Source organism: Streptomyces yerevanensis (assembly GCF_000716805.1).
Lineage (GTDB): Bacteria > Actinomycetota > Actinomycetes > Streptomycetales > Streptomycetaceae > Streptomyces > Streptomyces flaveus.
In genome coordinates this window covers 43505-69802 of the sequence record NZ_JNWJ01000039.1, presented here as the reverse complement: position 1 = coordinate 69802, position 26298 = coordinate 43505, and the positions used below count along the sequence as shown (strand labels likewise).

Genomic DNA, 26298 nt, shown 5'->3' with positions numbered 1-26298 from the left:
GGCAGCGATACTGAACGTATGAAGCTCAGCCGTCCCGTCTCCTGGTTCCTGCTCGCCTTCGGGGTGTGGAGCTGGGTCATCTGGATCACTTTCGTCAAGAACTTGTGGGCGGACGGGAGCGGGCTCGCCTTCGACGACGCGGGCGATCCGACTGGGTACTTCTGGGTGCACCTGACGCTCGCCGTTGTCTCCTTTGTCCTTGGGACGGTCGTCGGGTTCATCGGGTTGCGCGGAGTTCGCGCCATTCACCGCACGTCATAACGGGAGCCTCCGCGTGACCATCGTCTTTGTGCTCATCATCTTGCTGGTTCTGGCCCTTTTCGGCGGGCTGCATTGGTACATGTGGCGTCGTCTGGTGCGCGACACGACCACCGGGCCGGGGCTCGCCCGGCGAGTGGGCACGGCCGTGTTCATCGCCGGGCCGCTGCTCTTCGTCGCGGCGATGGCCGCCGAGCGGAGCGGGGCGCCGTTCTGGCTCCAACAGGTGCTCGGGTGGCCGGGGTTCCTTTGGCTGGCCATCATGCTCTACCTCACGCTCGCGTTGCTCGTGGGAGAGGTCGTACGGCCCCTCGTACGGCGGGTTGTCGAGCGACGTTCAGCGTCTGACGTACCTGACGCACCTGAAGCAGTGGGCGAGCGCGAGCCGGTGGCCGTTGCCGCGCCTGATGCCGTCGTGGGGGCGGGGGCGGGGAAGCCCGGTTCCGGCGCAGCGAAGCCCGTTTCCGAGGGCGAGGGCCAGGGTGATGGTGGCGAGGACACTCCTGACGACGGTTCGCAGGCCGCGGCCACGTCCGGTCCTGCCGCCAGTGGTCCCTCCCGGCGTCTGTTCGTGTCGCGTGTCGTCGGTGGTGCCGCTGCCGCCGCCGCGTTGGGGACGGTCGGATACGGGACGTACGGCGTGCTGCGCGGGCCGAAGGTGAAGCGGGTGACCGTGCCGCTCGCCAAGCTGCCGCGGAGCGCGCACGGGTTCCGGATCGCCGTGGTCAGCGATATCCACCTGAGCCCCGTGCTCGGGCGTGGGTTCGCCCAGAAGGTCGTCGACACCATCAACTCGACTCAGCCCGACCTCATCGCGGTCGTGGGAGATCTCGTCGACGGCTCCGTGAAGGACCTCGGGCCCGCCGCCGCGCCGCTCGCCCAGCTGAGGGCGCGGCACGGCTCGTACTTCGTCACCGGCAACCACGAGTACATCTCCGGTGCCGAACAATGGGTCGAGCACGTACGCGAACTGGGAATGACGCCGATGGAGAACGTGCGCACGGAGCTGCCCGGCTTCGACCTCGCCGGTGTCAACGACGTATCGGGTGAGGACGAGGGGCAGGGACCCGACTTCGAGAAGGCGCTGGGCGACCGCGACCGGGCACGCGCGTGTGTGCTGCTCGCCCATCAGCCGGTGCAGATCCACGACGCCGTGGACCACGGCGTGGACCTCCAGCTCTCCGGCCACTCGCACGGCGGCCAGCTCTGGCCCGGCAACTTCGTCGCGGCCCTCGCCAACCCGACCGTCGCGGGCCTGGAGCGCTACGGCGACACACAGTTGTACGTCTCCAGGGGCGCCGGCGCGTGGGGGCCGCCGACGCGGGTGGGCGCGCCGTCCGACGTCACGATCGTGGAACTGGCCTCCAGGCAGGCCTGACGGCCCCGGGAGTCGGACTCCCAGAGGCCTGACCGCCTCCGGGATCCGGCCTCCCAGCCGTCAGCCCCCCGTCCGGCCCGGCAGTGTCACCGTCACCGCCAGCCCCTTGCCCGGAGCCGTCCGGACCGTGACCTCGCCCCCGTGCGCGGTCACCACGCCCTGCACGATCGCCATCCCCAGGCCGCTGCCCGCACCGCCGCCCGCCCGGAAGAACCGGTCGAAGATCCGCGCCGCGTCCTCCTGAGCAAGCCCCGGCCCCTCGTCCGCGACACACAGCCGTACGACCCCGTCCTGGCGCTCCAGCGCGAGGGTGGCCGGTACGTCGGCGGGCGTGTGCGTGCGTATGTTGCCGACGAGGTTGCCGAGGACCTGGCGCAGTCCCGACTCGTCGGCCTGTACGAGCAGGGCACCGGCGGCGTCCACCGTCACCGGGCGGTCCGGCTGCTGGGCCCGCAGGTCCTCGGCGGCGTCGCGCACGAGACGGCTCAAGTCGACGTTCTTGAAGCGCAGTTCGGGCTGCTGGTCGAGGCGCGCCAGGGTGAGCAGCTCGTCGACGAGGCGGCCCATGCGGTCGGCCTCGCAGTTCATCCGGTCCCAGGCCCGCTTGCGCTCGCCCGGTTCGCGCAGCATCCCCTTGTCGTACAGCTGGAGATAGCCGCGGATCGCCGACAGCGGCGTACGCAGCTCGTGCGAGGCGTCCGCGACGAAACGGCGCAGCTGGGCCGCGCTGTGCTCGCGTGTGCGGTACGCCGACTCGACCTGGTGCAGCATCGAGTTGAGGGCGAGCCGCAACTGCTCGACCTCCTCGGTGGGATGCCGGCTGGAGGGCACCCGGCGGGTCAGATCCCCTTCGGCTATCGCCGACGAGGTCTCCACCATGTCCTCCAGGGGGCGCATCCGGCGCCGCACGCTGAGCATCGTCAGTACGCCGAGCAGCGCGAGCAGCAGGGCGCCGACGGTGAAGTCGAGTACGGCAGCCTTGCGGATCACCTCGTGCACGGACCCGGTCGACCTGGCCATCAGCACCGTGGTGCCGTCGGCCAGGGGCGCGGCGGAGACCCGGTAGGGGGTGCCGTCCAGTCTGAGGTCGTGCGGTTCCTCGTCGCCGGTGAGGGCGGCCGGATCGTCCACCGCCGCGGCGAGCGCGCGCTGGGTTTCGGTGGGCGCGAAGGGGCCGATGGCCGCGGGACGCCCCTGATCGTCCACCGCCACGAAGATGCCGTCCTGCACCCACGAGTCGGCGTCCGCCTCCTTGTCGGAGGGAGTGGGCGAGACCCGGGCGCGTACGGCGGCCAGGGCGCTCAGCGAGTCGACCTGCTCGAGGGTGAGCTTGGAGTTCCCGATCGAGTCGCGGCTCGCCATCAGTTGGGTGTCGACGCTGTCCAGCAGGTAGGTCCGCATGCCCATCAGGCTCCCCGCGGTCGCCACGACGATGCCCAGCGCCAGCATCGCCACGTTCGCCAGCGTCAGCCGGCCGCGCAGTGAATGGCTACCTTTGCGGCACAGGCCCCTGATGGTCATGCGAGCCCGTAACCCACGCCTCGGCGGGTCGTGATCACGGGCGCGCCGAGGGAGTCGAGCTTGCGCCGCAGATAGCTGATGTACGTCTCCACGACCGTCGACTCGGCCGAGTGCTCGTACTGCCAGACATGGCGCAGGAGTTGCTCCTTGGGCACGATCCGTCCGTCGTTGCGCACCAGGAAGCGCAGCAGCGCGTACTCCGTCGGGGTGAGCTCCACCGAGCGGCCGGCGCGGTGCACGGAGTACGTCGTCTCGTCCAGCTCCAGGTCGCCGTAGCGCAGGGGCGGGCGCTGGGGGAGGACGTCGGCCGGGCGGGTGCGGCGCAGGACCGCGGTGATCCGGGCGACGACCTCGTCGATGTTGAACGGCTTGGTGATGTAGTCGTCGCCGAAGCCGAGCGCACCGACGATCTCCGCGGGCGCGTCCCGCGCGGTCAGGAACACCAGCGCCAGGTCCGGCCGGCGCTCGCGCAGTTCGCGGCCAAGCGCCCGGCCGTCGCCGTCCGGCAGCATCACGTCGAGGAGCGCGGCGTCGGGGCGCGTGCGCTCGGCGAGAGTCAGCGCCTGGCGGACGGTGCCCGCCGTCATCACCTCGAAGCGGTGGTAGCGCAGGGCGATGGCCAGGACGTCGGCGATGCTCGGCTCGTCCTCGACGACCAGGACGGTGGCCCCCTCGTGCGCGCCCATGTCCCCGGCCTCCCCCTCGTGCCCCATGTGAGCGGTCATGTCCCCAGTATCGGCCGGGGCACTGACAGCGGGGCCGCCGCGCTCTTTGGAGTTCCTTGAGAGTCATGGCCCTGCCGTGTCCACGCCCGCGCCGTGCAGTCGATGCTGAGCCGCAGGACCTGGGGGACCAACCGACCGACAACTAAGGAGCGTTGAGGCGTGGCGACATTGGCACGGTGGTGCTATCGGCACCGGCTGGTGGTCCTGTTGCTGTGGGTGGGGGCCTTGTTCGGCGTGGGCTTCGCGGGTTCCGCCGCGGGCACGGACTACGCGGACAGCTTCTCCCTCCCGAACACGGACTCCACACGCGCGTACGACCTGATGGAGAAGGCCTTCCCGCAGAGGGCGGGCGACACCGACACCGTGGTGTGGAAGGTCGACGACGGAACGGTACGGGACGAGTCCGTACGCTCCCGGATCGAGCCCGCGCTCGAAGAGATCGGGCGGATGGAGGGCGTCGGCGAGGTCAGCAGCCCGTACGCCGCCCAGGGGGCCGCACAGATCAGTGAGAACGGGCGGATCGCCTACGCCCAGGTGACCTTCACCGAGCAGGCGAACGGTGTGCCCAAGGAGCTGGTGGAGGACGTCGTCGACACGGCGCAGGACGCCGAACGCGCCGGTCTCCAGGTGGAGCTGGGCGGTCAGGCGATCACCCGCGTCCAGGAGCCGCCCACGGGCATCGCCGAGTTGGTCGGCATCGTGGCCGCGGCCGTCGTCCTCTTCATCGCCTTCGGCTCGCTCTACGCGATGCTCCTGCCGCTCGTCGTCGCGATCGCGGCGCTCGGCACAGGCCTCATGGCGACCTCGCTGCTCAGCCATGTCACCGACGTACCCGAAGTCGCCCCGCTGCTCGGCTCGTTGATCGGCCTCGGCGTCGGTATCGACTACGCGCTGTTCATCGTGACGCGGCACCGGAAGGGCATCCTGCGCGGGATGAAACCCGAGGAGGCGGCCGTCACGGCCCTCAACACCTCGGGCCGGGCGGTGCTGTTCGCGGGCGGCACGGTGTGCATCGCGCTCGCCGGAATGCTGGTGATGAACATGCGCTTCCTGGACGGCGTGGTCATCGCGACCTCGCTGACGGTCGTCCTGAGCGTCCTGGCCGCGACGACCCTGCTGCCCGCGCTCCTGGGACTGCTCGGCATGCGCGTCCTCAGCCGCAGGCAGCGGCGCCGGCTCGCCGCCGCGGGACCGGAGTCCGAGGAGGCGAGCGGGCTTGCGGCACGCTGGTCCGCGTTCGTCGAGAGGCGCCCGCGCTCGGTCGCCGTCACGGCACTGGTCGCGATGGTGATCCTGGCGCTGCCCGTCCTGTCGCTCCGGCTCGGCGCCACCGACCAGGGCAACCACCAGGAGTCGACGACCACACGACAGGCGTACGACCTGCTCGCCGAGGGCTTCGGGCCCGGCTTCAACGGCCCGCTCCAGGTGGTCGCGGAACGCGGCGACACGGACGCGCTCGTCTCCGCCATCCGCTCGACGGAGGGTGTCGCGCAGGTCGCCGCCGCGCCGCCCTCCCAGGGCATCACGGTGATCCAGGTCGTGCCGACCACATCACCGCAGTCCGAGCAGACGGACCAGCTGATCGACCGGCTGCGGGACGACGTGATCCCGGAGTCCGGGACCGAGGCCCATGTGGGCGGAGTGACCGCCGTCTTCAAGAACTTCGCGTCCGTGACCGGCGACCGGCTGCCGTACTTCATCGCGGCGATCATCACGCTCGGCTTCCTGCTCCTCCTGGTGGCCTTCCGCTCCCTGGTGGTTCCGTTGACGGCCGCCCTGATGAACCTGATCGCGGCAGCCGCGTCGTTCGGTGTACTGGTGGCGATCTTCCAGTGGGGCTGGGGTACCGAACTCCTCGGCATCGGCAAGGAGGGGCCGATCACAGCCTTCCTGCCGGTCATCATGCTGTCGCTGCTCTTCGGGCTCTCGATGGACTACCAGGTGTTCCTGGTGAGCCGAATGCACGAGGAGTGGGTGCACACCAAGGACAACGCGCGGGCGGTCCGGGTCGGCCTCGCCGAGACCAGCCGGGTCATCAACTGCGCCGCTCTGATCATGATCTGCGTCTTCTCCGCCTTCGTGCTCAGCGGCGACATGGAAGGTGCGATGGCGGGCATCGGGCTGGCCGCGGCCGTCGCGCTCGACGCGTTCATCCTGCGTACGGCACTGGTGCCGGCCGCGATGCATCTGCTCGGGAACTCCAACTGGTGGCTGCCGGACTGGCTGGAGAAGCGGCTGCCGCATCTCGCGGTGGAGCCCCGGGAGGAGGCCGTCGGGTCCGTCGGGGCTGTCGAAAACGTGCCCCACGCGCGCGTGCCCGACGATGAGGGGCACTCCACCGTGGTCCACGGCTTCGTGCGCGGTGCGGACGGGGAGCCGGTCGAGGGGGCCGTACTGACCCTGCACTCCCAGGGCGGCGGCCTCCGGCTCGACCAGGTGACCTCCCTGGCCGACGGCTCGTACATCGTCTCGGTGCCCGCGCCGGGCTCCTACCTCCTGTCGGCCACGGCTCCCGGGCATGCTACCCGCGCCCGTTCTGTGACGGTCGGCGAGGGGCCGCTGGTGTACGACGTGGAACTCGCGGAAGACGAGGTGGATGCGGTGAACTGACGAGCTGTTCGCCTGCTCGCTGTTTGCTTGCTCGATGAGGAGGCCCAAGGTGCTCAGGCCTTGGGCCTCCTCATCGGGTCGGGCAGCGCGTTCGTCATCCCCGGCAGGAAGTCCGTGAACAGTTCGTGCACCTCGCGGACCAGTGGGCGCAGCGCGCGGAAGCGGGCCAGGGAGATGCCCAGGGCGATGAGGCGGGCGCCGCGTTCGGCGAGCCGGTAGCTGCGTTCGCGGCCTTCGGTGCGGTCGAAGACCCAGTACAGGACGAGCCCCATCTGGGAGAGCCACAGCAACTCCGGGAGGATGTCCCGCAGTTCGGCCGGGACCTTGGCCTTGGAGCCGGTGAGCACCTCCCGGCAGACGCTGATGGCCTCCACGCGCGCGTGCTCCGACTCCGGGGAGAAGGGGCTGAGCGGGCTGTCGGGGTCGGCCGCGTTCTTGAAGAACTGCACCGCGAACTCGTGGTAGGGCTCGGCGACGTCCAGCCACGCCTTGAGGATCCCGGCGAACCGGGCCTCCAGATCCGTCTCACCCTCCAGCACGGCCCGGACCGCCACCTGGTGTTCGACGCCGATCCGGTCGTAGAAGCCCTGGATCAGATGTTCCTTGCCGGCGAAGTAGTAGTACGCGTTGCCGACGGAGACCCCGGCCTCCTTGGCGATGGCCCGCATCGTCGTCTTGTCGTAACCCCGCTCCTGGAACAGCCGCATCGCCGTCTCCAGGATCAGGGCCCGCGTCTGCTCGCTCTTCGCGGGCGTACGGGATGCCTGCGGTTCCTGTGACTCCGCGGACCCGTCTTCACCCGTACTGTCTTTCGCTACTGGCACGGCACCAGAGCCTAGGCGCTCCGCTGGGTCAGGCAGTTTTAAGCTGCGGGTTCGTTGTGGCCGGTCGCGCCCGCGCGGCGGAGCCGCACATTGATACAGCCCCGCGCCCCTTGAGGGCCTGCGGCCCCCTGGGGGCGCGGTGGCTGGGTGGACTTCGGCAAGTCCGCCCAGCCAGTGGCGCCCTACGCCACGACCACGCGCGTGCCGTTGAAGTTGGCGACGATCTCCAACTCCCCGCCCAGCGCCGCGACATAGGCGGCGACCGTTCCCACCTCCGCGGAGGTTGTCCTGCCGCGCTCGATGGCGGAGACCCGTTCCTGCCTCACGTGCATGCGGTTGGCCACTTCGCGCTGAGTGAGTCCGAGCTGCCTGCGCATCTCGGCGAGTCTGTGTGCGCGTGCCTCGGCCACCATGCGTCGGGCGCCCACGGCGATGTCTTCAAGGTCATCGGCGTCGAAGACCTCGCGCTTGACCTCGTCCCAGGAGTGGAAGCTGGTCACTTCGATTCCTCCTTCTTCCGGCGCCGGGCCAGGTGGTCCAGCCACTCTGTATAGCGTTCCTCGGCGAGCGGAATCGTGCGGCGATACCACTCCGCCCATTGCCCGGCCTTGTCGCCGGCGACGAGGAGGACCGCACTGCGTTCCGGGTCGAAGGCGAACAGGATCCGGATCTCAGTGCTCCCGCACGAACCAGGGCGTAGCTCCTTGAGGAGGCGCAGGGCCGAACCCTTGATCCGGTCCACCAACGGACGTCCGAGGTCGGGCCCTTCCTCAACGAGAGCCTGGATCGCCTGGCCCACGAGCCGTGCCGTGGTGCAGTCGTCCTTGCGCAGCTCGTGCAGCCCATCGCGAACTTCCGCAGCCATTTCAAGATGCCAGGTCATGGGCTTTCCCCATGCAGTACGTACATATACTAGTACCCTGGTGTGCTGAGGGCTATGTGTGCGGCGGAGTGGCGACAGCTCACCCGATCGAGTGGTCGACGCCGACGGAGCGGGCCGCGGGGAGGTCGGCCCGCGGCCCGCTCCATCGGGAAGTCGACGCCAGGGTCAGGACCCGCAGCCGCCCACGCGTTGCGTGCTCACGGCGATGTCGTCCAGGCGGACGTCGTACGAGGACGGGGTGGGGTCGGACTGGTAGAGCTGCCAGCCCAGCTTCAGCTTGTCGAAGGTCGGGAAGACGAAGTCGTCCGCGGTGCCGCCGTGGTTGTTGGTGGAGACCGTCAGGTCGGGTTGTTCGACGCCGTTCAGATAGACGGTGACTCGGTTGTCGGTGGCGTCCAGGTGGAACTCGGCGCACTGCCACTTTCCGGCGACCGCGGGGGATGAGGTCTTCCAGGAGGTCCAGTCGCCGGTGGGGCCCAGGTCCGAGCCGACGCCGAAGAAGTTGCCCTTCTCGGTGGGGGCGTACTGGCCGCCGAGGGGACGGACCAGCGTGGGGGAGTCGGAGCCGGAGGCCTCCGCGATGGTCCAGTGGGCCCAGTCGGGGGCGGTGGGGAAGTCGGCCACGCGCAGGCGCATGCGGGCCCAGAAGCTGTTGCCGGGCGGGGCGAGGTCGTCGAAGACGACGAAGGCGCGGCCGTTGCCTTCGGTGCGGATACGGAGTTCGCGGCCGTGACCGGTGGCGCTGGGCGCGACGGTCAGCGTGCCTCCCTCCGTGTCGGTGGTCCAGCCGTGGCCCGCGGTGACCGGGCCGAGGGGAACGCGGTCGAAGTTCTCCCGTACGAGCGTGCCGTGCGTGTCGTGCGGGGCAGGGCCTGCCGAGGCCGTGGGGGGTATCGCGAACAGCACCGCGGTGGCGGCTGCCAGCGCGGCGGCGGTCTTCCTCAGGGATGGCATGGGTCCAGTCTGTAACAAGAGTCCCGTCAGTCACAGCAACTGGACCCGTGAGAACGGAAGTTGAGGGGCCGGCACGGCAGTCCGTACAGGCAGGACGTAGTCATTTGTACGGGCAAGTCGCAACCCAGGCTGGCCCTCGTCCGGCCCAGCCTGACAACATGACGAGCGGTCGTGTCTATTTTCTCGCGTGCCGGATCACCGAGCACCGGAACACAGGAGTCGTTGCCTTGAGTGAGCAGCCCCCGCAGCCCCCGAACCAGCCGCCGGGGTACGGGTATCCGAACGCCAACCCCAATCCTGGTCAGGGGCAGAACCCCTATGGCGGCGGGCAGCAGCAGGGCCCGTACTCGCAGCAGGGCCCGTACCAGCAGCAGCCCGGCTACGGATACCCGCAGGGCGGCGGCTACCCGCCGCCGGGTGCTGTGCCGCAGCAGCCCGGCATGTACACGGGTGACCCGAACGCCCCGTACGGCTACGACCCCTACGGGCGGCCGTACTCCGACAAGTCGAAGGTCGTCGCCGGAGTGCTCCAGCTGACGCTGGGCTCGCTGGGCATCGGCCGGTTCTACATCGGCCACGTGGGTATCGGTCTCGCCCAGCTCTTCACCTGCGGCGGCCTCGGCATCTGGGCGCTGATCGACGGCATCATCCTGCTGACCGGCAGCAACAACACGGACGCCCAGGGGCGGGTCCTGCGTGGCGGCTGAGCCCGGATCCGTGCCCGGATCCGTTCTGCGGCACCCGGCGACGGCACCGCTTGCCGTGTTCGTCGCCGGTGCCGCCGGTGCCTGCTATCTCTACGGCACCGATCCGCACGAGCCAGGGCATCTGCTGCCCCAGTGCCCCTTTCGCCTCGTCACCGGGCTGCTCTGCCCGGCCTGCGGCGGCACCCGCATGGTGTACGACCTGATGCACGGCCACTTCAGTGCCGCGTGGCACGACAACCGGGTCCTGCTGCTGGCCTCGCCGTTTGCGCTGGCCCTGCTGGGCCGGTGGGCCGTCGAGGGCCTGCGCGGCCGACGTTGGCGGCCTGAACTCGGCCGCGCTGCCCAGACGTTGGTGCTTGTCGTGGCGGTTGCGTGGACCGTGGTCCGCAACCTTCACTGAGCGCTCCGCGGGTTGGGCGGTTTGACGCTGCGGGTCCGTCGTGGCTGGTCGCGCAGTTCTCCGCGCCCCTTGGGGCCTGCGGTCCCCTCGGCGCGCCATATCGCACCGGACTTCGACAAGTGTCAAGTGACCTTTCGGTCAACGGATCACAGAATCAATACGATCACCTCACCACTCTCCTCCCGCCCCCTCCGCACCCCTAGGCTTCATGATCCGCAGGGGGGACAAGCGCAGGCGTGCAGTTTGTCGCGGGTTTCCTCCTGCGACCGCTCGGAACATTCCGTTCCACATCCTCTGTATGCCAGGAGCAACACGCATGTCTGTCCCCAAGGCCCCTGACGCCCCGTTCGGCTACGACCCGCAGGGCCGCCCGTACTCCGACAAGTCCAAGGTCATCGCGGGCGTCCTCCAGCTCTTCCTGGGCGGTCTGGGCATCGGCCGCTTCTACGTCGGTTCCGTCGGCGTGGGCGTCGCCCAGCTCCTCACCTGCGGTGGCCTCGGCATCTGGGCCCTGATCGACGCGATCCTGTTCTTCACGAGCAACGACCGCACCGACAAGCAGGGCCGCGTCCTGCGAGGCTGACACCCACTCACAGCCGAACACGCGAGGGCCGAGCAGGCGAACTCAGCAGGAACTCAGTAGCGGCGCGTGATCAGCGCCCGCTTCACTTCCTGGATCGCCTTCGTGACCTCGATACCGCGCGGACAGGCGTCCGTGCAGTTGAACGTCGTACGGCAACGCCACACGCCGTCCTTGTCGTTGAGGATCTCCAGCCGCTGCTCACCGGCCTCGTCGCGCGAGTCGAAGATGAAGCGGTGGGCGTTGACGATGGCGGCCGGGCCGAAGTACTGGCCGTCGTTCCAGAACACCGGGCACGAGGATGTGCAGGCCGCGCACAGGATGCACTTCGTCGTGTCGTCGAAGCGTTCCCGGTCCTCCGCCGACTGCAGACGCTCACGCGTCGGCTCGTTCGTGTCCTTCGTGATCAGGAAGGGCATCACATCGCGGTACGCCTGGAAGAACGGATCCATGTCGACCACGAGATCCTTCAGGACCGTCAGGCCCTTGATGGGCTCCACCGTGATCGGCTTCTCGGGGTTGATGTCCTTGATCAGCGTCTTGCAGGCGAGGCGGTTCTTGCCGTTGATCCGCATGGCGTCCGAGCCGCAGATGCCGTGCGCGCAGGAGCGGCGGAACGTCAGCGTCCCGTCCATGTCCCACTTGATCTTGTGCAGAGCGTCGAGGACGCGCTCCTTCGGGTCGATCTCGACCTGGAAGTCCTCCCAGGTCGCCTCCGCGGAGACCTCCGAGTTGAAGCGGCGGATCCGGAAGGTGACCGTGATGTACGGGGAGTCGGCGAAGCCCGGCTCGGGCTTGGCGTCTTCCTTGTCGAGGGTCGGGGTTGCCATCAGTACTTACGCTCCATCGGCTGGTAGCGGGTCTGGACGACCGGCTTGTAGTCGAGACGGACGGTCTCGGTGCCGTCGTCGCCCACCTCGCGGTACGCCATGGTGTGGCGCATGAAGTTGACGTCGTCGCGGTTCGGGTAGTCCTCGCGGTAGTGACCGCCGCGGGACTCCTTGCGGGCGAGCGCGGAGACGGCCATGACCTCGGCGAGGTCGAGCAGGTTGCCCAGCTCGATGGCCTCCAGGAGGTCGGTGTTGAACCGCTTGCCCTTGTCCTGGACCGAGACGTTCAGGTAGCGCTCGCGCAGCTCGGCGATCTTCTCGACCGCCGTCTTGATCGTCTGCTCGGTGCGGAACACCATCACGTTGGCGTCCATGCAGTCCTGCAGCTCGCGGCGGATGTCCGAGACCCGCTCGTTGCCCGTGGCGTCGCGCAGCATCTCGACCCGCTCCTGCACGAACGCCGCCGGGTCCTCGGGAAGCTCGACGTAGTCGCTCTTCGCGGAGTACTCGGCGGCGGCGATGCCGGCCCGCTTGCCGAAGACGTTGATGTCGAGCAGCGAGTTGGTGCCGAGCCGGTTGGCGCCGTGCACGGACACGCAGGCGACCTCGCCGGCCGCGTACAGACCGGGCACGACCGTGGTGTTGTCGGCCAGCACCTCGCCCTGGACGTTCGTCGGGATGCCGCCCATCGCGTAGTGCGCGGTGGGCTGGATCGGGATCGGGTCCGTGTACGGCTCGATGCCGAGGTACGTACGGGCGAACTCGGTGATGTCCGGGAGCTTGGCGTCGAGCTGCTCCGGCGGCAGGTGGGTCAGGTCCAGGTAGACGTGGTCGCCCTCGGGACCGCAGCCGCGGCCCTCCCGGATCTCGGTGTAGATGGACCGGGAGACGACGTCACGCGAGGCGAGGTCCTTCATGACCGGCGCGTACTTCTCCATGAAGCGCTCGCCGTCCTTGTTGCGCAGGATGCCGCCCTCACCGCGGGCGCCCTCCGTCAGCAGGATGCCCATGCGCCAGATGCCGGTCGGGTGGAACTGGAAGAACTCCATGTCCTCCAGCGGCAGCCCGCGCCGGTAGCAGGCCGCCTGGCCGTCACCGGTGAGGGTGTGCGCGTTCGACGTCACCTTGAAGAACTTGCCGGTGCCGCCGGAGGCGTAGATCACGGCCTTCGCCTGGAAGACGTGGATCTCGCCGGTGGCCAGCTCGTACGCGACCACGCCCGCCGACCGCTTGACGCCGTCGACCTCGGTGATCAGCTGGTCCAGGACGTAGAACTCGTTGAAGAACTCCACGCCCTCTTTCACGCAGTTCTGGTACAGCGTCTGGAGGATCATGTGGCCGGTGCGGTCCGCCGCGTAGCAGGACCGGCGGACCGGGGCCTCGCCGTGGTTGCGGGAGTGGCCGCCGAAGCGGCGCTGGTCGATGGTGCCGCCCGGGGTCCGGTTGAACGGCAGGCCCATCTTCTCCAGGTCGAGGACGGCGTCGATGGCCTCCTTCGCCAGGATCTCGGCGGCGTCCTGGTCGACCAGGTAGTCACCGCCCTTGACCGTGTCGAAGGTGTGCCACTCCCAGTTGTCCTCCTCCACGTTGGCCAGCGCGGCGGCCATGCCGCCCTGCGCGGCGCCCGTGTGGGAGCGGGTCGGGTAGAGCTTCGTGAGCACCGCGGTCCGGCTGCGCTTCGTCGACTCGATGGCCGCGCGCATGCCGGCGCCGCCCGCGCCGACGATGACGGTGTCGTACTTATGGATCTTCATGAGTCTCGTAGCCCCGGATCTAGCGGATGTTCGGGTCGAAGGTGAAGATCACCAGCGTGCCCAGCAGGATGGTGAACACCGTGGCGGTGTAGAGCAGGCCCTTGAGCCACAGCCGGGTGTTCGGCCGCTCCGCGTAGTCGTTGATGACCGTACGCAGGCCGTTGGCGCCGTGCAGCATCGCCAGCCAGAGCATGGCGAGGTCCCAGGTCTGCCAGAACGGGGACGCCCAGCGGCCCGCCACGAAGGCGAAGCCGATCTTGGAGACGCCGCCGTCGAGGACGAGCTGGATCAGCAGGTGGCCGATGACCAGGACGACCAGGACGATGCCGGACAGCCGCATGAACAGCCACGCGGCCATCTCGAAGTTGCCACGGGTCGACTTCGGGGTCTTCTTGGTGCGCTGGCGTGGGGCCTCGATGTACGGCGCCGGGTTGTCGACGCTGTACGCCAGTTCGCCATCGCCCTCGATGGGGCCGATGCCGGAGGCGGCGGTCTTCTCAGTAGTGGACATCAGGCTCAGCTCCCGAGGACTTCGCGGACGGCGTGGCCGAGAATCGGGTACAGCGCCCCGACCATCAGCACGACCCAGACACCGACGACCGTCCAGAGCATCTGCTTCTGGTAGCGCGGGCCCTTGGACCAGAAGTCGACGGCGATGACCCGCAGACCGTTGAGCGCGTGGAAGAGGATGGCGGCGACGAGGCCGTACTCCAGCAGCGCGACGATGGGCGTCTTGTAGGTGGCTACTACCTCGTCGTAGGCCTCGGGGGAGACACGGACGAGAGCGGTGTCCAGCACGTGTACGAACAGGAAGAAGAAGATGAGGACGCCGGTGACTCGATGAGCCACCCAGGACCACATTCCTTCCCGGCCGCGGTACAGCGTTCCAGCCGGCACGGAAGTTCCTCCGGGAGCGGGGATTGGGGCCGCGCCGGCTTGTGCTGTCGGTCGGGCCCGGCCGGGTACGGTCCACCGGCCCTGGCCATCGTAGCGACGTGCTGTCGGGATGCTTACAGCGGGCCTACCGGATGTGATCAAAAAGGCAGCGGACGGCTACCCGCCGGGGGAGGGCGGCTTACGGGGCTGGGCGACTGGTTCGTTGCCGGGTGCGGGTTGGTTGTGGGTTGCTCGCGCAGTTCCCCGCGCCCTTAAAGGGGCGCTCCTGTGCGGGCCATGCGTGTCAAGCGGCCCTTTGCCAGGCAACGCAGCTCCTCGGCCGTGAGGCAACGTTCCTCCTCGGGATCGTTTGCCAAACGTGACCGGATGGCGGCGAGCACCTGGTCGAGGGTCTCCTCGGGGGACGTGTCGTCCAAGCAGATGACGAACACATGGCCGAAGCGGCTCTCGTACGCCGCGTGGGCCGCGCTCAGTGCCGTGTGCGCCGCGGCGTACGCGTCGTCGGGGAGGTGGGGAAGGGGCTCGCGGGCCAAGGCCTCGGAGAGGTCGGCGGGGGTCAGGTCGTATGCCGCCTCGTCGGCCGCTGCGAGCAGGGCGGCCAGGTCCGGGTAGGGGCGGTGGGCGGCGAGTCGGCGGGCCCAGCGGTGGCTGCCGCAGCAGGCGAGCAGGGCCCGTTCGGCGTCGTCCGCGGGTGCGGCGTTGAACCGCTCCAGGCCTGTGGGGCTCGGTCTGGAGCGGGTCTGGCCGGGCAGAGTGACGACCTGCCCCGAGTGGCGAGAAGGACGGTGCGCAGGCAGCGTGGGTTCCTCAGCGGTATCGGTGAAGCTCCTGTGGGGGCCTCACGCATGATTCGGGAGTGGATCAAGTGTGAGATGTGACATTCACGCTATCGAGGCTGACGGAAGCTGTCCGTCGGATGCCCGAATTTCACCCGGACGGCAGAGTTTCGGATCGTGTGGTGGACGGTGGCGTGGTGAGCTGAGGGCCTAGGTTCGTAGGTTCGCGGGGGACAAGCAGGGCAAGTGATTGGGTGATCTGTGGTGAACGGGCGTAGGCGCCGGGCGAAGACGGGTCAAAGGCCCCGGTCGGTCTGGAGTCGGAGGCCTCTGTTGGCCGGGACCGGAGCGGTCGTGGCGGGAGCCGCGGCTGTGACGGTCGCTCTGTGGCCGAGCGGGGGCAATGGAGCCCCGGTGGCACAGCAGCCCACGGACCCGCCGACGGCCTCGCCCTCGCCCAGTCGTACGTACCCGATGTCGAAGACGCCTCGTACGATCCCGGCCGTACGCGAGCACACCCCCGCCCGCGGACCCGGCTGGCGTCCGGCCGACGGGAGCCGGGTGGTCGTGAACGACACCGACCTCGCGGACGAGGGGCGGCTGCTCGCCGGGGAGCTGAAGCTCAGGTACGCGGGGACGGCGGACGCCCGCGCCGGAGACGTACAGCTGGCCCTCACCGACGAGGACGCCGGAGCCGAGTCGTACACGATGGCCGTCAAGGACGGGCGGGTACGGATCAGCGGTCCTGCCGACGCGGGCGTGTTCTACGGGACGCGCACCCTGAAGCAGGCGGTGCGGGCGGACGGTACGGCGCCCGAGGGAGTCGTACGCGACAGCCCGGCGAAGCCTCAGCGCGGGTTCATGCTGGACATCGCGCGCAAGCACTTCACGGCCGGGTGGATCGAGGACCGGATCCGTGAGCTGGGCGATCTGAAGTACAACCAGCTCGGACTGCACTTCTCCGACGATCAGGGCTTCCGGATCGAGTCCGACAAGCATCCCGAGGTCGTGTCGGAGCAGCACCTGACCAAGGCCGAGGTGCGCCGCATCCTCGACCTCGCCGCGAGCCGGCACATCACCGTCGTCCCCGAGATCGACTCGCCGGGCCACCTCGGCGCGGTGCTCGACGCGCACCCCGATCTCCAGCTGCGCAACGTGAACGGCGTGGCCGCGCAAGGGGCCGTCGACATCTCCAAGCCCGCGGCGGCGGACCTCGTGGACGAGCTGCTGAACGAGTACGCGGAGCTGTTTCCCGGGCGTTACTGGCACCTCGGCGCCGACGAGTACCGGGCGCTGATGGTCTCGAACCCCGAGGCGTCGTATCCGCAGCTGGCCGCCGCCGCGAAGAAGGAGTACGGGGCGAACGCGGGCGTCGCGGACCTGGCGACCGGCTGGCTCAACGACCGCGCCAAGCTGATGCGCGGGCACGACCGGACGATGCGGGCCTGGAACGACGGCTTCTTCCCCGGGGGTGCCGTCCAGGCCGCCGACGACATCCAGGTCGCGTACTGGACGGGCAAGGAGATCGGTGCCCGCCAGCCCACCGAGTACCTGCGGGACGGCCGCAAGGTGATCAACTACAACGACGAGTTCCTCTACTACGTCCTCGGTCAGCCCAACCAGTTCGTCTACCCGACCGGTCAGCGCATCTACGAGCAGTGGACCCCGCTCGTCCTGCGCGGCACGACCCCGGTCTCCAAGGAGTACGACGACCAGATCCTCGGCGGCTCCTTCGCGGTCTGGTGCGATCTCGCGAACTCCCAGACCCAGGACCAGGTGGCCTCGGGGATCCGTATGCCGGTGCGGGCGCTGGGGCAGAAGCTGTGGGATCCGCGGACGCCGGGAGCGTCATGGGGGGAGTTCACCGAACTGGCTCAGAAGCTGGGCTGATGTCGAGTCGGTGCGGTTGGGATGAGTTGACCGTTTAGGTAGCGAACGGTCGTGCGACTGTGATGGATTTGAGCCTGAGAAGATCCGCGATGCCGGGGGAGCCGGAAATGGGTTACTGGGGGTACTACGTCGTCGGCAGGAGCGAGTCGCCGCTCGCCGAGCTGGACGCGTTGTCGGAGGCCAAGGGGCTGACGCTGCACGAGAGGGCCGACGACGGCTGGCAGGTGTGGGAGTACCCGATCGGGGACGGCACCGGTGATGTAGGGAACATGAGCCACCTTGCCGAGGAGACGGGCGCGCCCGCGCTCTTCGGCTACGTCATGGACAGTGACTGCGTGGTCGTCGAGGCCGCCGCGCCCGAGAGCGGGCCGTGGACGAGCTGCCTGGCGCGGGACGCGATGGCCGGATACCTGGGGGGCGCCGATAATGGGCTGACGGTCGACGACTACTTCCTGGAGCCGCGCGACGCCGCCGAGCGGGCCGTGGCCTGGGCTGCCGAGTCGGGCCGTACGGCGGAGGAGGAGCAGCTTCTCGAGGTGTTCACCGCGGACGCGGACCCCTCGGCCGAGATGCTCTTCTTCCAGTTCCTGGACCGGCTCGGGGTGATGCGCGGCTGAGAGGCGTCGAGATCCGGCCACTCCGTACTGTGACGTTCCGGCCACGGAGGACGCAGTAAGGGGAAGTGCGGGTTCCGTAACAAGAGGCGCCCCACCGTAGGGAGGCGTGGATGAGCCTGGTGGAACTGATCGCTCAGGCCGACGAGCGCGGTCTTGCCGCCAGTGGTCTGGCATGCCTGGACCGCTGTATGCCCTTGCTGGGCGGTGACGACGAGGTGCTGCGCCCGCTGTGGGCGAGCCTCGCCGAGGGTGCGGAAGCCGAGGACTGGGGCGAGCGCGTGGAACAGGTCCGGGCGGAGTTCGATGCCCTGGACGTACCTGAGCGCGACGTCTCCGCCGAGGGCGAGGCAGCCGCGCTCGCCCATCGCATGCTCGACGCCGCGCCCCTGGAGCGCTCCGCCGAGAACCTGCGCGCATGGGCCGACGCCTGCTCGGTCGCCGCCCTCCAGGTGCACCGGCTGCTGGACGCGTCGGACGACGGCACGGCCTCGGTGTCGGCCCGCCGCGAGGGCCGTACGCAGGACATGTCGCCCCTCGTCGCCGCCGAACTGCGCCGCCAGGTCGCCATCCTGGAGTTGCTGTCGGGCGGCGGCGCCGCGAGTCTGCGGCAGGCTCTGGACCTGTCGACCGAGGGGCGGCGCGTACTGCGCGCGGTCGTGTCGCGGCGGGCCCGCGGGCGGGTCTGAGAGGGGACCTGAGGAGGCTGCCCCCGCCCGTGCAGCTGTGACATTTCTGGACGTCCCGGCGCTGATCGCCTTGAGGGCACGCCCAGCGCACGCCCTCAGGACGATCCATGACGCACGGCGCGGATCTCGGTACGAACTCGGTGCGAACGAGGACAGTGTTGGGCCAGGGAGGGGAACCCCACCGCGGGCAGGCGGCCGACGGGGAACTGGGTATGGCCGTCGCGCGGGCGCAGGAGGGGGACGAGGACGCCTTCTCGGTCGCGTACCGGTTGGTTCAGCCCGGACTGCTCGGCTATCTGCGCGGTCTTGTCGGCGACGACGCGGAGGACGTGGCCTCGGACGCCTGGCTGGAGATCGCCCGGGATCTGGGCCGGTTCCGCGGGGACGGGGCCGGGTTCCGCGGCTGGACCGCGACCATCGCCCGGCACCGGGCGCTCGACCATCTGCGGCGCCAGAAGGTCCGGCCGCGACCTTCGGTGCTGGAACAGGACGTCCTGGAACTCCCGGGCGTACACAACACGCACGACCAGGCGCTGGAGTCCATCTCCACGGAGTACGCCCTGGAGCTGGTCTCGCGACTGCCGCTGGACCAGGCGGAGGCCGTACTGCTGCGGGTCGTGGTCGGCCTCGACGGCCCCGCCGCGGCGCGTGTGCTGGGCAAACGTCCTGGAGCGGTGCGTACCGCCGCATACCGGGGCTTGAAGACCCTGGCTCGTCAGTTGGGCGCCGAAGGTGTGACGGATGACGGTCCGAGCACGCTGGGGGAGTCGGGATGAACGGCAACAGATCTTCGGGCAAGGGCGGACTCGGGCATGGGTGAACGACACGACGACCCCACCCTTGAAGCCCTCCTCGCCGCCGCCGTACGCGTCGACTCCCTCGACCCCGGCGCCCAGGACCGGGCCCTCGCCGCCTTCCGTGCCGCACGGCAGACGGGAGCCCACGGGGCGCGCACCCGGCGACGGGACGACTGGCGGCCACGGGCCCACCGGAGGCTCGGGCGTTCGCTGCGGGCGACGCTGGCCGCGCTGGTGACGAGCGTGGCCCTCGGCGGGGTGGCCATCGCGTCGATCGGATCGGTCGGCACCTCGGGCGACGACAGCGACGTACCGCGGCCCTCGAAGAGCACGCCAGACCGGCCTGCGGAGGGTTCCGCCACCACGCCTGAGAGGCCCGGGCAGCGCGACGGCTTCTCCGCCGCCCCCTCCGACCGGGACCACGAGGCCGGGCACTCCGGTGGGCCGGTCAAGAAGCCGGGCCCTCCCGTCCCCCGTAAGGACGACAGGCCGACCACTCCGAACAAGCCAGGCATGCCGGGCAAGTCCGGCGAGGCGGTGGGACCCTCGAAGAACCCCGGCAACGGCCCCACCAGGGGCCCGAAGAACTGATCCGATGCGGCGATATGCCCGAAGAACAACGGCGATGCGCCCAGAGATGCCCGGAGAAAGAACATGGCCCGGCGTCCGAGACAGCGACGTGACCATGGCCGATGGCAACGGCCGGGGCCGCCACCCCCCACAGGAGAGGCCCCGACCGTCGCGCGGCACGGGCCGCGCGGCGACCCGTACTCTCTACAGCGCCGAGGGTGCGTTTTCTGTCACACCCCGGCACGGGGACGAGTTGCTTGTACGTTGTACGCACATGGACGCCAGATGCTTTCTGGCCGTACCGTGCATTTCGCGCCGGATGCGGGGCAGGACCGCATCCATCGACTGAGGAACCACGACGGCGAGAACCCGGTCCGCGAGAGCGGCGCCGGCTTAGGCGCAAAAGGGGCGCGCGGTGCTGGGGGACGACGCGGAGCTGACCGCCGCGGTGCTTGCGGCACAGGACGGGGACGAGACCGCTTTCCGGACTGTGTACCGAGCTGTGCATCCACGGCTGCTGGGATACGTACGGACGCTGGTCGGAGACCCGGACGCCGAGGACGTCACATCCGAGGCCTGGCTGCAGATCGCCCGCGACCTCGAACGGTTCAGCGGAGACGCCGACCGCTTCCGCGGCTGGGCGGCCCGGATCGCCCGCAACCGCGCCCTGGACCACATACGGATGCGCGGCCGTCGCCCGGCGATCGGCGGTGACGAGACCGAGCTGACCGGGCGGGCGGCCGAGTCCGACACCGCCGGTGAGGCCATCGAGGCGCTCGCCACGGGCCACACGCTCTCCCTCATAGCCCAGCTTCCGCAGGACCAGGCGGAGGCCGTCGTACTGCGCGTCGTCGTCGGTCTTGACGCGAAGACCGCCGCCGAGACGCTGGGCAAGCGCCCGGGAGCCGTCCGCACGGCGGCGCACCGCGGTCTGAAGCGGCTCGCGGAGCTGCTCGGCGCGGATCCGGAATCCACCGGCGCACTGACCGCCGTACCCCCACAAAGAGAGCCGCACAACGACGCGGTGTCGTCCGCAGGTGTGACGCATATGCGTTCGCGGACGCAGAAGGACATGTGATGGCCGACGAGCAGTACAAGTGGTTGGACCGCAGTACCGCGGAACGACTCCTGCGCGGAGAGCCACTCGAAACCGTCGACGCCGACAAGCGCGACCAGGCCGACCGGCTCGCCCGCGCGCTGGGCGCGCTGACCGCCGAACCCCCGCTGAGCAGCGATGAACTCCCGGGCGAGGCCAATGCGATGGCCGCCTTCCGCAAGGCGCGCACCGGCCGGGACGAGGAGTACTCGACTCTCGGGCACCGCGACCGTCCGTACACAGCCACGCCCGCCGACGCGGGAGTCGTCCGTCTCGGCCGTGCCACGGCGAGCCGTCGCCGTCCGTCCCGCGTGGGCCGTCCGGTGCGTTTCGGACTTGCCGCCACGCTGGCCGCCGGGATGCTCGGCGGGGCCGCGATGGTCGCCACGGCCGGAGTGCTGCCGTTCACCGACGACCAACCGGAACCCCCCGGGGCCACGGTGTCCGCGCCTCCCACCCCGAAGCATCCGCTGATCACTCCGCCCCCCGACGGGACGCGGGGCGGCGCCCCCGACGTACCGGCTCCGGACGGCGACACGGGCGGCCCGACCGGCGACGGCTCCCCCTCGGCGCCGGACACCGGGGACGACAAGCGCGACAAGACGCCGGGGAGCACGCCCCCGCGGCCCGGAGCGGGCAACGCCGGCAACGAGGCGCGCTCCGCGGAGTGGTGGAAGAAGGTCACCGCCGCGTGCCGTGACGTCCGTGACGGCAAGAAACTCGGCCCCGACCGCAGGCGCAGTCTGGAGGAGGCGGCGAGCGGGCCCGAGCGCGTACGGCAGTACTGCACGAATGTCCTCGCGCAGTCCGAGAACCGGGACGACGCGGCGCCCGAGGGGAACGGCCAGGGCTCCGATGACGACTCCGACGACTCCGACGAAGGTGACCACAAGGGCGGCGGGAAGAACGGGAAGGGAGGGAAGGGCGGCAAGGACGGGAAGGGCAAGGACGAAGAGCCGGGCGACATAACCCCGACCGGCGACGCCCCGACCAGCGACGTCCAGCGCCGCGCCACCTCGGCCCTCGCCCCCGCCTCCGGCGAGGGAACCACCTCCGGCGAGGAGACGCCGACCTCGGCCTCCCAGGACGGCACGGCCCCGCTGTCCCCGCCCGCATTCCGGCTCTGACCTGCGGTTTCGTACGCTTTCAAAGGTCTGGCCCGCAGGGTGTGACACTTTCGGCCGGGGTAACGCAGTATTAAGTGAGCCGACTGGTCATCGGCTGGCGCACGAGCCGGGGTTCCCCCCGTACCCATGGCTCAGTGCACATTGGCGCGGGCGGGACACGTTCCCCCGGTCCCGCCCGCGCCCCACACCTCTCTCGGCCGCCTCCCGGCCCTCACCAGTGGACGACGACCTTGTCGCCGCTCCGCACCTGCCCGAACAGCGCCGCGATCTTCGCCTCGTCCCGTACGTTCACGCAGCCGTGCGAGGCGCCGTTGTAGCCGGTCGCCGCGAAGTCCGACGAGTAGTGGACCGCCTGGCCGCCGCTGAAGAACATCGCGTACGGCATGGGGGTGTCATACAGCGTCGACACATGGTGACGTGACTTGAAGGTGACGCTGAACTCGCCTTCCCGGGTGGGCGTGTACTGCGAGCCGAAGCGCACGTCCACCGTCGACAGGGTCCTGCCGTCGACCATCCAGCGCAGCGTGCGGCTCGTCTTGCTGATGCACATCACGCGGCCCGTCATGCAGCGCGGGTCCGGCTTCGCGGCCGGCTGGTCGCCCGCCGCGTACAGCTCCCACTTGCCCGGCTCGTGCGTCATGTTCAGCAGCCGCTGCCAGGTCACGGAGTCCGTCCTCCCGGTCTGCGGCAGCCCCCGCTTGCCCTGGAAGCCCTTGACGGCGGCGGCTGTCGCCGGGCCGTACGTCCCCGTCGGGGCCTCGAAGAACCAGGCGATCTGACGCAGCCGGGCCTGCACCTCGCGTACGTCCCTGCCCTGGTCGCCGCGCGACCAGAGCACCTCGGGAGGCGGCGGCGGGGAGGGCTTCGGAGGCTTCGTCGGTGGCTGCGAGGGCTTGGCGGCATCCCTGGCGGGCTCGGCAGGCTCGGCGGGCTGGGCCGGCTGCTTGGGCTTGGGGTCGTTGGGGCTCTCGGCCGGCGCCGTCGCGATATGTACCGGGTCCTTCTTGCCGGACGTACCGGCGGCCTGGACCGTGCAACCGCTCACCGCGGCCAGTACCACGACAGCCGTGACTGATCTCCACATGCCTGGAGTACGCATTTGGGTCCCCCGTTGCTCACTGTGCACCCTTTGATGTTTCCCGGGGGTGCTTGGTTGTGAACTACGGGGCATTGTGGTGACCGGGCGCGTGGTTGTGAGCGGGTTGTGACCGGGGTCTCGTCCGGGCTGTGAGCAAGCTCCCAGCCTGGGCCTCTCCACCGGCCGCACGGCCACCACTACAGTCCGTGGCGAGGGTCGTCTGTACTGGCGAGTATGTGAAGCAACACGGAGGCACACCCATGGCGCGCGAGTCGGAGTCCGGACTGCCCATCGAGCCGGTGTACGGGCCGGACGCCCTGGAAGGCTGGGATCCGGCCGAGAAGCTGGGGGAGCCAGGCCGCTACCCGTTCACACGCGGCGTCTACCCCTCGATGTACACGGGCCGCCCCTGGACGATGCGCCAGTACGCCGGTTTCGGCACCGCCACCGAGTCCAACGCCCGCTACAAGCAGCTCATCGCCAACGGCACGATGGGTCTGTCCGTCGCCTTCGACCTGCCCACCCAGATGGGCCACGACTCGGACGCCCCGATCGCGAGCGGCGAGGTCGGCAAGGTGGGCGTGGCGATCGACTCGATCGAGGACATGCGGATCCTGTTCGGCGGCATCCCGCTGGACAAGGTGTCCACGTCGATGACGATCAACGCGCCTGCCTCCCTGCTCCTGCTGCTGTACCAACTGGTCGCGGAGGAGCAGGGTGTATCGGCCGACCAGCTGACGGGCACGATCCAGAACGACGTGCTCAAGGAGTACATCGCGCGCGGCACGTACATTTTCCCGCCCAAGCCATCCCTGCGCCTGATCGCGGACATCTTCAAGTACTGCAAGACCGAGATCCCGAAGTGGAACACCATCTCGATCTCCGGCTACCACATGGCCGAGGCGGGCGCCTCACCCGTGCAGGAGATCGCCTTCACGCTGGCGGACGGCATCGAGTACGTACGCACGGCGGTCGCGGCCGGGATGGACGTGGACGACTTCGCCCCCCGCCTCTCCTTCTTCTTCGTGTCGCGTACGACGATCCTGGAGGAGGTCGCCAAGTTCCGTGCGGCGCGGCGTATCTGGGCACGGGTGATGCGGGACGAGTTCGGAGCGAAGAACCCGAAGTCGCTGATGCTGCGCTTCCACACGCAGACGGCGGGCGTGCAGCTGACGGCCCAGCAGCCGGAGGTGAACCTGGTCCGCGTCGCCGTCCAGGGCCTGGCCGCCGTGCTGGGCGGCACCCAGTCCCTGCACACCAACTCCTTCGACGAGGCCATCGCCCTGCCCACCGACAAGTCCGCCCGCCTCGCGCTCCGTACGCAGCAGGTGCTGGCGTACGAGACGGATGTGACGGCGACGGTCGACCCGTTCGCGGGCTCGTACGTGATCGAGAAGATGACGGACGAGGTGGAGGCCGCGGCCGTCGAACTGATGGCGAAGGTCGAGGAGTTGGGCGGCGCCGTCAACGCCATCGAGCACGGCTTCCAGAAGGGCGAGATCGAGCGCTCCGCCTACCGCATCGCCCAGGAGACGGACGCCGCCGAGCGGGTCGTCGTCGGCGTCAACCGCTTCCAGCTCGACGAGGAAGAGCCGTACGAGCCCCTCCGGGTGGACCCGGCGATCGAGGCCCAGCAGGCGGAGCGGCTCGCGAAGCTGCGGGCCGAGCGGGACCAGGGGGCGGTGGACGCGGCGCTTACGGAGCTGAAGAAGGCTGCCGAGGGCACGGACAACGTCCTCTACCCGATGAAGGACGCGCTGAGGGCTCGCGCGACGGTGGGCGAGGTGTGCAACGCGTTGCGGGAGGTTTGGGGGAATTACGTGCCGAGCGACGCGTTCTGAGCCCGGTGACTCGCTGACCGGCGGGCGCCGAACCGGGCCCAGTACTCGGCCAGCCCCTCCGCCGTCTCGCCTGCCCAGCCGACGTACCCGTCCGGGCGGATCAGGAACACGCCGGTGCCGTACGGCTCGTACGGTGGGATGTGGATCGTGTGCACCAAGTCGCTGTCCAGGTGCGGAAGTTCGGGGCTCCTGCCCACCGTGAGCAACGTCCAGTGCGGCCCCCGGAACACGTCGAAGAGCCGTACGCCGTCCCGCGCGCCGTCCGGAGCGCGGTCGCCCGCCTGCAGGGCGTCCGCGGGAAGGGCGGTGCGGGTCTCCACCGCCAGGGAGCAGCCCCGGTAACCCAGCCCGAGCTGCTGCGTGGCCTCACCGCGCCGGACCTTACCCCGGTGGACGCCGGTCGACAGGCCCAGCATCTCCGCCGCGATCGGCAGCCGTTCCTCCTCGTACGAGTCGAGGAGGGCGTCCGGTGCATCGCCCCGCAGGACCGCGCCCAGCTTCCAGCCCAGGTTGTACGCGTCCTGGACGCTGGTGTTGAGGCCCTGGCCGCCGGCCGGTGAGTGGATGTGGGCCGCGTCTCCCGCGAGGAACACCCTGCCCTCCCGGAAGCGGTCCGCCAGCGCGGCTCGTGGGCGGAAGTCCGAGGCCCAGCGCACCTCGGTCACGGCGTCGGGCGCGAGATGCGTCCGGGTGGCGATGAGCTTGCGGATGCCGTCGAGGGAGAGGTCCGGGGTGGCGGCCGGATCCTCGAAGCCGGCCGCCAGCTGGAAGTCCTCGACGCCCGGGAGCGGCCAGAGGACCAGGAAGCCCTCGCCGTCGGCGGGCGGGAAGACGTGCAGGTTGTCGCGGTCGAGTCCGGTGATGCGGACGTCCGCCACCAGCGCCGGATTCGGGTCGACCGTCTCGCCCGTCATGCCGATGCCGAGCAGTCGGCGCACGGTGGAACGTCCGCCGTCGGCGGCCACCGCGTACCGGGCCCGCACGGGGGCGCCGGTCGTGAACGTCGCCGTCACCCCGTCCGCGTCCTGCGTGAGCCCGGTCAGCTCGCGCCCGAACGCGACGCCTCCGCCCAGCTCGCGCAGCCGCGCGAAGAGGATCTCCTGCGTACGCCACTGCGGGACCATCCACGACCCGGCGTACGGAACCGCCTCGGTGGGAGCCACCTCGTCGAACATCCGGTGCTCGCCCCGCCGCTTACCGTCCTGCCAGATCATGCCGACGGGGTACGGGCCACCGTGCGCGCGGATCGCGTCCAGTACGCCGAGGTCGTCGAAGACCTCCATCGTGCGCGGCTGGATGCCCTTGCCGCGCGAGCCGGGGAAGAGCCCGTCGGCCCGCTCGACGACGAGGGCGTGTACTCCGCGCCGGGCCAGGTCGCAGGCGAGGGCGAGACCGGTGGGGCCTGCGCCGACCACCAGTACGTCGGTCACGTCGGATTCCTTAACGTCGTTAAGTTGCATGTCATGAGAGTCTCCTTAACGTTGTTAAGTTGTCAAGGG

At 69.8% G+C, this 26298-nt stretch carries 27 protein-coding genes; 14 read left to right on the top strand and 13 right to left on the bottom strand.

Annotated features, from left to right (window positions below; all coding sequences use genetic code 11):
- Positions 1–18: 18 nt before the first annotated feature.
- Both OP79_RS57295 and OP79_RS32740 read left to right on the top strand, forming a co-directional pair.
- A complete protein-coding gene (locus OP79_RS57295; protein ID WP_033325322.1) occupies positions 19–261 on the top strand; it encodes an SCO4848 family membrane protein in 243 nt (80 codons plus the stop codon).
- Positions 262–274: 13 nt separating this feature from the next.
- Positions 275–1636, top strand: coding sequence for a metallophosphoesterase (locus tag OP79_RS32740; RefSeq protein WP_033325321.1), 1362 nt, complete (start codon positions 275–277; stop codon positions 1634–1636).
- Between the two features lie 60 nt (positions 1637–1696).
- Here the strand turns inward: OP79_RS32740 and OP79_RS32735 are convergent, their stop codons facing one another.
- On the bottom strand, positions 1697–3157 hold the full coding sequence (locus OP79_RS32735; protein WP_033325320.1) for a sensor histidine kinase: 1461 nt from the start codon (positions 3155–3157) through the stop codon (positions 1697–1699).
- Positions 3154–3843 carry a response regulator transcription factor gene (locus OP79_RS32730; protein ID WP_033325399.1) on the bottom strand — a complete coding sequence of 230 codons (690 nt, stop codon included), beginning with the start codon at positions 3841–3843 and terminating at the stop codon, positions 3154–3156. The genes OP79_RS32735 and OP79_RS32730 overlap by 4 nt, the downstream gene beginning before the upstream one ends.
- Positions 3844–4050: 207 nt before the next feature.
- Between OP79_RS32730 and OP79_RS32725 the strand changes: the two genes are divergently transcribed.
- Positions 4051–6492, top strand: a complete 2442-nt coding sequence (locus OP79_RS32725; protein ID WP_033325318.1) for an MMPL family transporter — start codon at positions 4051–4053, stop codon at positions 6490–6492.
- A 53-nt stretch (positions 6493–6545) separates the two neighbouring features.
- Here OP79_RS32725 and OP79_RS32720 read toward each other — a convergent pair whose 3' ends face one another.
- From OP79_RS32720 to OP79_RS32705, 4 genes are all read right to left on the bottom strand, one after another.
- Complete coding sequence (locus tag OP79_RS32720; protein WP_051745095.1) at positions 6546–7316, bottom strand: TetR/AcrR family transcriptional regulator; 771 nt, start codon at positions 7314–7316, stop codon at positions 6546–6548.
- A 182-nt stretch (positions 7317–7498) separates the two neighbouring features.
- Complete coding sequence (locus tag OP79_RS32715) at positions 7499–7816, bottom strand: helix-turn-helix domain-containing protein (RefSeq protein WP_033325316.1); 318 nt, start codon at positions 7814–7816, stop codon at positions 7499–7501.
- Positions 7813–8181, bottom strand: a complete 369-nt coding sequence (locus OP79_RS32710) for a type II toxin-antitoxin system RelE/ParE family toxin (RefSeq protein ID WP_033325398.1) — start codon at positions 8179–8181, stop codon at positions 7813–7815. Before OP79_RS32710 ends, OP79_RS32715 begins: the two co-directional genes overlap by 4 nt.
- A gap of 183 nt (positions 8182–8364) precedes the next feature.
- Positions 8365–9153, bottom strand: a complete 789-nt coding sequence (locus tag OP79_RS32705) for a LamG domain-containing protein (RefSeq protein ID WP_033325315.1) — start codon at positions 9151–9153, stop codon at positions 8365–8367.
- 227 nt (positions 9154–9380) lie between these two features.
- Here OP79_RS32705 and OP79_RS32700 point away from each other — a divergent pair, with 227 nt between their 5' ends.
- The 3 genes from OP79_RS32700 to OP79_RS32690 all read left to right on the top strand — a co-directional run bounded on the left by OP79_RS32700 (position 9381) and on the right by OP79_RS32690 (position 10843).
- Positions 9381–9860: a TM2 domain-containing protein gene (locus OP79_RS32700; protein WP_033325314.1), complete on the top strand. Its 480-nt coding sequence runs from the start codon at positions 9381–9383 to the stop codon at positions 9858–9860.
- Positions 9861–9870: 10 nt separating this feature from the next.
- Positions 9871–10260, top strand: a complete 390-nt coding sequence (locus tag OP79_RS32695) for a DUF2752 domain-containing protein (protein ID WP_033325397.1) — start codon at positions 9871–9873, stop codon at positions 10258–10260.
- A gap of 316 nt (positions 10261–10576) precedes the next feature.
- Entirely contained in the window at positions 10577–10843 is a 267-nt protein-coding gene (locus tag OP79_RS32690; protein ID WP_033325313.1) for a TM2 domain-containing protein, read from the top strand.
- Between the two features lie 53 nt (positions 10844–10896).
- Here the strand turns inward: OP79_RS32690 and OP79_RS32685 are convergent, their stop codons facing one another.
- From OP79_RS32685 to OP79_RS32665, 5 genes are all read right to left on the bottom strand, one after another.
- Positions 10897–11670 (bottom strand): succinate dehydrogenase iron-sulfur subunit, encoded by a 774-nt coding sequence (locus OP79_RS32685; protein ID WP_033325312.1) that lies wholly within the window; start codon positions 11668–11670, stop codon positions 10897–10899.
- Positions 11670–13424 carry a succinate dehydrogenase flavoprotein subunit gene (gene sdhA, locus OP79_RS32680; protein WP_033325311.1) on the bottom strand — a complete coding sequence of 585 codons (1755 nt, stop codon included), beginning with the start codon at positions 13422–13424 and terminating at the stop codon, positions 11670–11672. Before sdhA ends, OP79_RS32685 begins: the two co-directional genes overlap by 1 nt.
- Positions 13425–13443: 19 nt before the next feature.
- On the bottom strand, positions 13444–13935 hold the full coding sequence (locus OP79_RS32675; RefSeq protein WP_033325310.1) for a succinate dehydrogenase hydrophobic membrane anchor subunit: 492 nt from the start codon (positions 13933–13935) through the stop codon (positions 13444–13446).
- Positions 13936–13940: 5 nt separating this feature from the next.
- Positions 13941–14321 (bottom strand): succinate dehydrogenase, cytochrome b556 subunit, encoded by a 381-nt coding sequence (gene sdhC / locus OP79_RS32670; protein ID WP_078492145.1) that lies wholly within the window; start codon positions 14319–14321, stop codon positions 13941–13943.
- A gap of 251 nt (positions 14322–14572) precedes the next feature.
- Positions 14573–15073 (bottom strand): 2-oxo-4-hydroxy-4-carboxy-5-ureidoimidazoline decarboxylase, encoded by a 501-nt coding sequence (locus OP79_RS32665; protein WP_033325308.1) that lies wholly within the window; start codon positions 15071–15073, stop codon positions 14573–14575.
- Between the two features lie 408 nt (positions 15074–15481).
- On the opposite strand from OP79_RS32665, the gene OP79_RS32660 reads away from it, so the two are divergent.
- The 7 genes from OP79_RS32660 to OP79_RS32630 all read left to right on the top strand — a co-directional run bounded on the left by OP79_RS32660 (position 15482) and on the right by OP79_RS32630 (position 21880).
- The gene (locus OP79_RS32660) at positions 15482–16987 is read left to right on the top strand and encodes a family 20 glycosylhydrolase (protein ID WP_425428637.1); all 1506 of its coding nucleotides are present in this window, start codon (positions 15482–15484) and stop codon (positions 16985–16987) included.
- A 107-nt stretch (positions 16988–17094) separates the two neighbouring features.
- A complete protein-coding gene (locus OP79_RS32655) occupies positions 17095–17604 on the top strand; it encodes a hypothetical protein (protein ID WP_033325395.1) in 510 nt (169 codons plus the stop codon).
- 110 nt (positions 17605–17714) lie between these two features.
- Positions 17715–18290, top strand: coding sequence for a hypothetical protein (locus tag OP79_RS32650; RefSeq protein WP_033325307.1), 576 nt, complete (start codon positions 17715–17717; stop codon positions 18288–18290).
- A gap of 158 nt (positions 18291–18448) precedes the next feature.
- Complete coding sequence (locus OP79_RS32645) at positions 18449–19066, top strand: RNA polymerase sigma factor (protein WP_033325394.1); 618 nt, start codon at positions 18449–18451, stop codon at positions 19064–19066.
- Positions 19067–19102: 36 nt separating this feature from the next.
- Complete coding sequence (locus OP79_RS50650) at positions 19103–19678, top strand: hypothetical protein (protein ID WP_051745094.1); 576 nt, start codon at positions 19103–19105, stop codon at positions 19676–19678.
- A 394-nt stretch (positions 19679–20072) separates the two neighbouring features.
- A complete protein-coding gene (locus tag OP79_RS32635) occupies positions 20073–20735 on the top strand; it encodes an RNA polymerase sigma factor (protein WP_033325306.1) in 663 nt (220 codons plus the stop codon).
- Positions 20735–21880, top strand: coding sequence for a hypothetical protein (locus tag OP79_RS32630; RefSeq protein ID WP_051745093.1), 1146 nt, complete (start codon positions 20735–20737; stop codon positions 21878–21880). The genes OP79_RS32635 and OP79_RS32630 overlap by 1 nt, the downstream gene beginning before the upstream one ends.
- A 211-nt stretch (positions 21881–22091) precedes the next feature.
- Here OP79_RS32630 and OP79_RS32625 read toward each other — a convergent pair whose 3' ends face one another.
- The gene (locus tag OP79_RS32625) at positions 22092–22964 is read right to left on the bottom strand and encodes a L,D-transpeptidase family protein (protein WP_033325305.1); all 873 of its coding nucleotides are present in this window, start codon (positions 22962–22964) and stop codon (positions 22092–22094) included.
- A gap of 254 nt (positions 22965–23218) precedes the next feature.
- On the opposite strand from OP79_RS32625, the gene OP79_RS32620 reads away from it, so the two are divergent.
- Positions 23219–24799: an acyl-CoA mutase large subunit family protein gene (locus OP79_RS32620; RefSeq protein WP_033325304.1), complete on the top strand. Its 1581-nt coding sequence runs from the start codon at positions 23219–23221 to the stop codon at positions 24797–24799.
- Here OP79_RS32620 and OP79_RS32615 read toward each other — a convergent pair.
- Positions 24775–26259, bottom strand: coding sequence for an FAD-dependent oxidoreductase (locus OP79_RS32615; RefSeq protein WP_051745091.1), 1485 nt, complete (start codon positions 26257–26259; stop codon positions 24775–24777). The genes OP79_RS32620 and OP79_RS32615 overlap by 25 nt on opposite strands.
- Positions 26260–26298 lie beyond the last annotated feature (39 nt).

Bases quoted from the DNA above. Each gene is read 5' to 3' on its own strand.
- OP79_RS57295 (WP_033325322.1), top strand. From the start codon at position 19: ATGAAGCTCAGCCGTCCCGTCTCCTGGTTCCTGCTCGCCTTCGGGGTG.
- OP79_RS32735 (WP_033325320.1), bottom strand. From the start codon at position 3,157: ATGACCATCAGGGGCCTGTGCCGCAAAGGTAGCCATTCACTGCGCGGC.
- OP79_RS32730 (WP_033325399.1), bottom strand. From the start codon at position 3,843: ATGGGCGCGCACGAGGGGGCCACCGTCCTGGTCGTCGAGGACGAGCCG.
- OP79_RS32710 (WP_033325398.1), bottom strand. From the start codon at position 8,181: ATGGCTGCGGAAGTTCGCGATGGGCTGCACGAGCTGCGCAAGGACGAC.
- OP79_RS32705 (WP_033325315.1), bottom strand. From the start codon at position 9,153: ATGCCATCCCTGAGGAAGACCGCCGCCGCGCTGGCAGCCGCCACCGCG.
- OP79_RS32690 (WP_033325313.1), top strand. From the start codon at position 10,577: ATGTCTGTCCCCAAGGCCCCTGACGCCCCGTTCGGCTACGACCCGCAG.
- OP79_RS32685 (WP_033325312.1), bottom strand. From the start codon at position 11,670: ATGGCAACCCCGACCCTCGACAAGGAAGACGCCAAGCCCGAGCCGGGC.
- sdhA (WP_033325311.1), bottom strand. From the start codon at position 13,424: ATGAAGATCCATAAGTACGACACCGTCATCGTCGGCGCGGGCGGCGCC.
- OP79_RS32675 (WP_033325310.1), bottom strand. From the start codon at position 13,935: ATGTCCACTACTGAGAAGACCGCCGCCTCCGGCATCGGCCCCATCGAG.
- OP79_RS32655 (WP_033325395.1), top strand. From the start codon at position 17,095: ATGGGTTACTGGGGGTACTACGTCGTCGGCAGGAGCGAGTCGCCGCTC.
- OP79_RS32650 (WP_033325307.1), top strand. From the start codon at position 17,715: ATGAGCCTGGTGGAACTGATCGCTCAGGCCGACGAGCGCGGTCTTGCC.
- OP79_RS50650 (WP_051745094.1), top strand. From the start codon at position 19,103: ATGGGTGAACGACACGACGACCCCACCCTTGAAGCCCTCCTCGCCGCC.
- OP79_RS32630 (WP_051745093.1), top strand. From the start codon at position 20,735: ATGGCCGACGAGCAGTACAAGTGGTTGGACCGCAGTACCGCGGAACGA.
- OP79_RS32625 (WP_033325305.1), bottom strand. From the start codon at position 22,964: ATGTGGAGATCAGTCACGGCTGTCGTGGTACTGGCCGCGGTGAGCGGT.
- OP79_RS32620 (WP_033325304.1), top strand. From the start codon at position 23,219: ATGGCGCGCGAGTCGGAGTCCGGACTGCCCATCGAGCCGGTGTACGGG.
- OP79_RS32615 (WP_051745091.1), bottom strand. From the start codon at position 26,259: ATGCAACTTAACGACGTTAAGGAATCCGACGTGACCGACGTACTGGTG.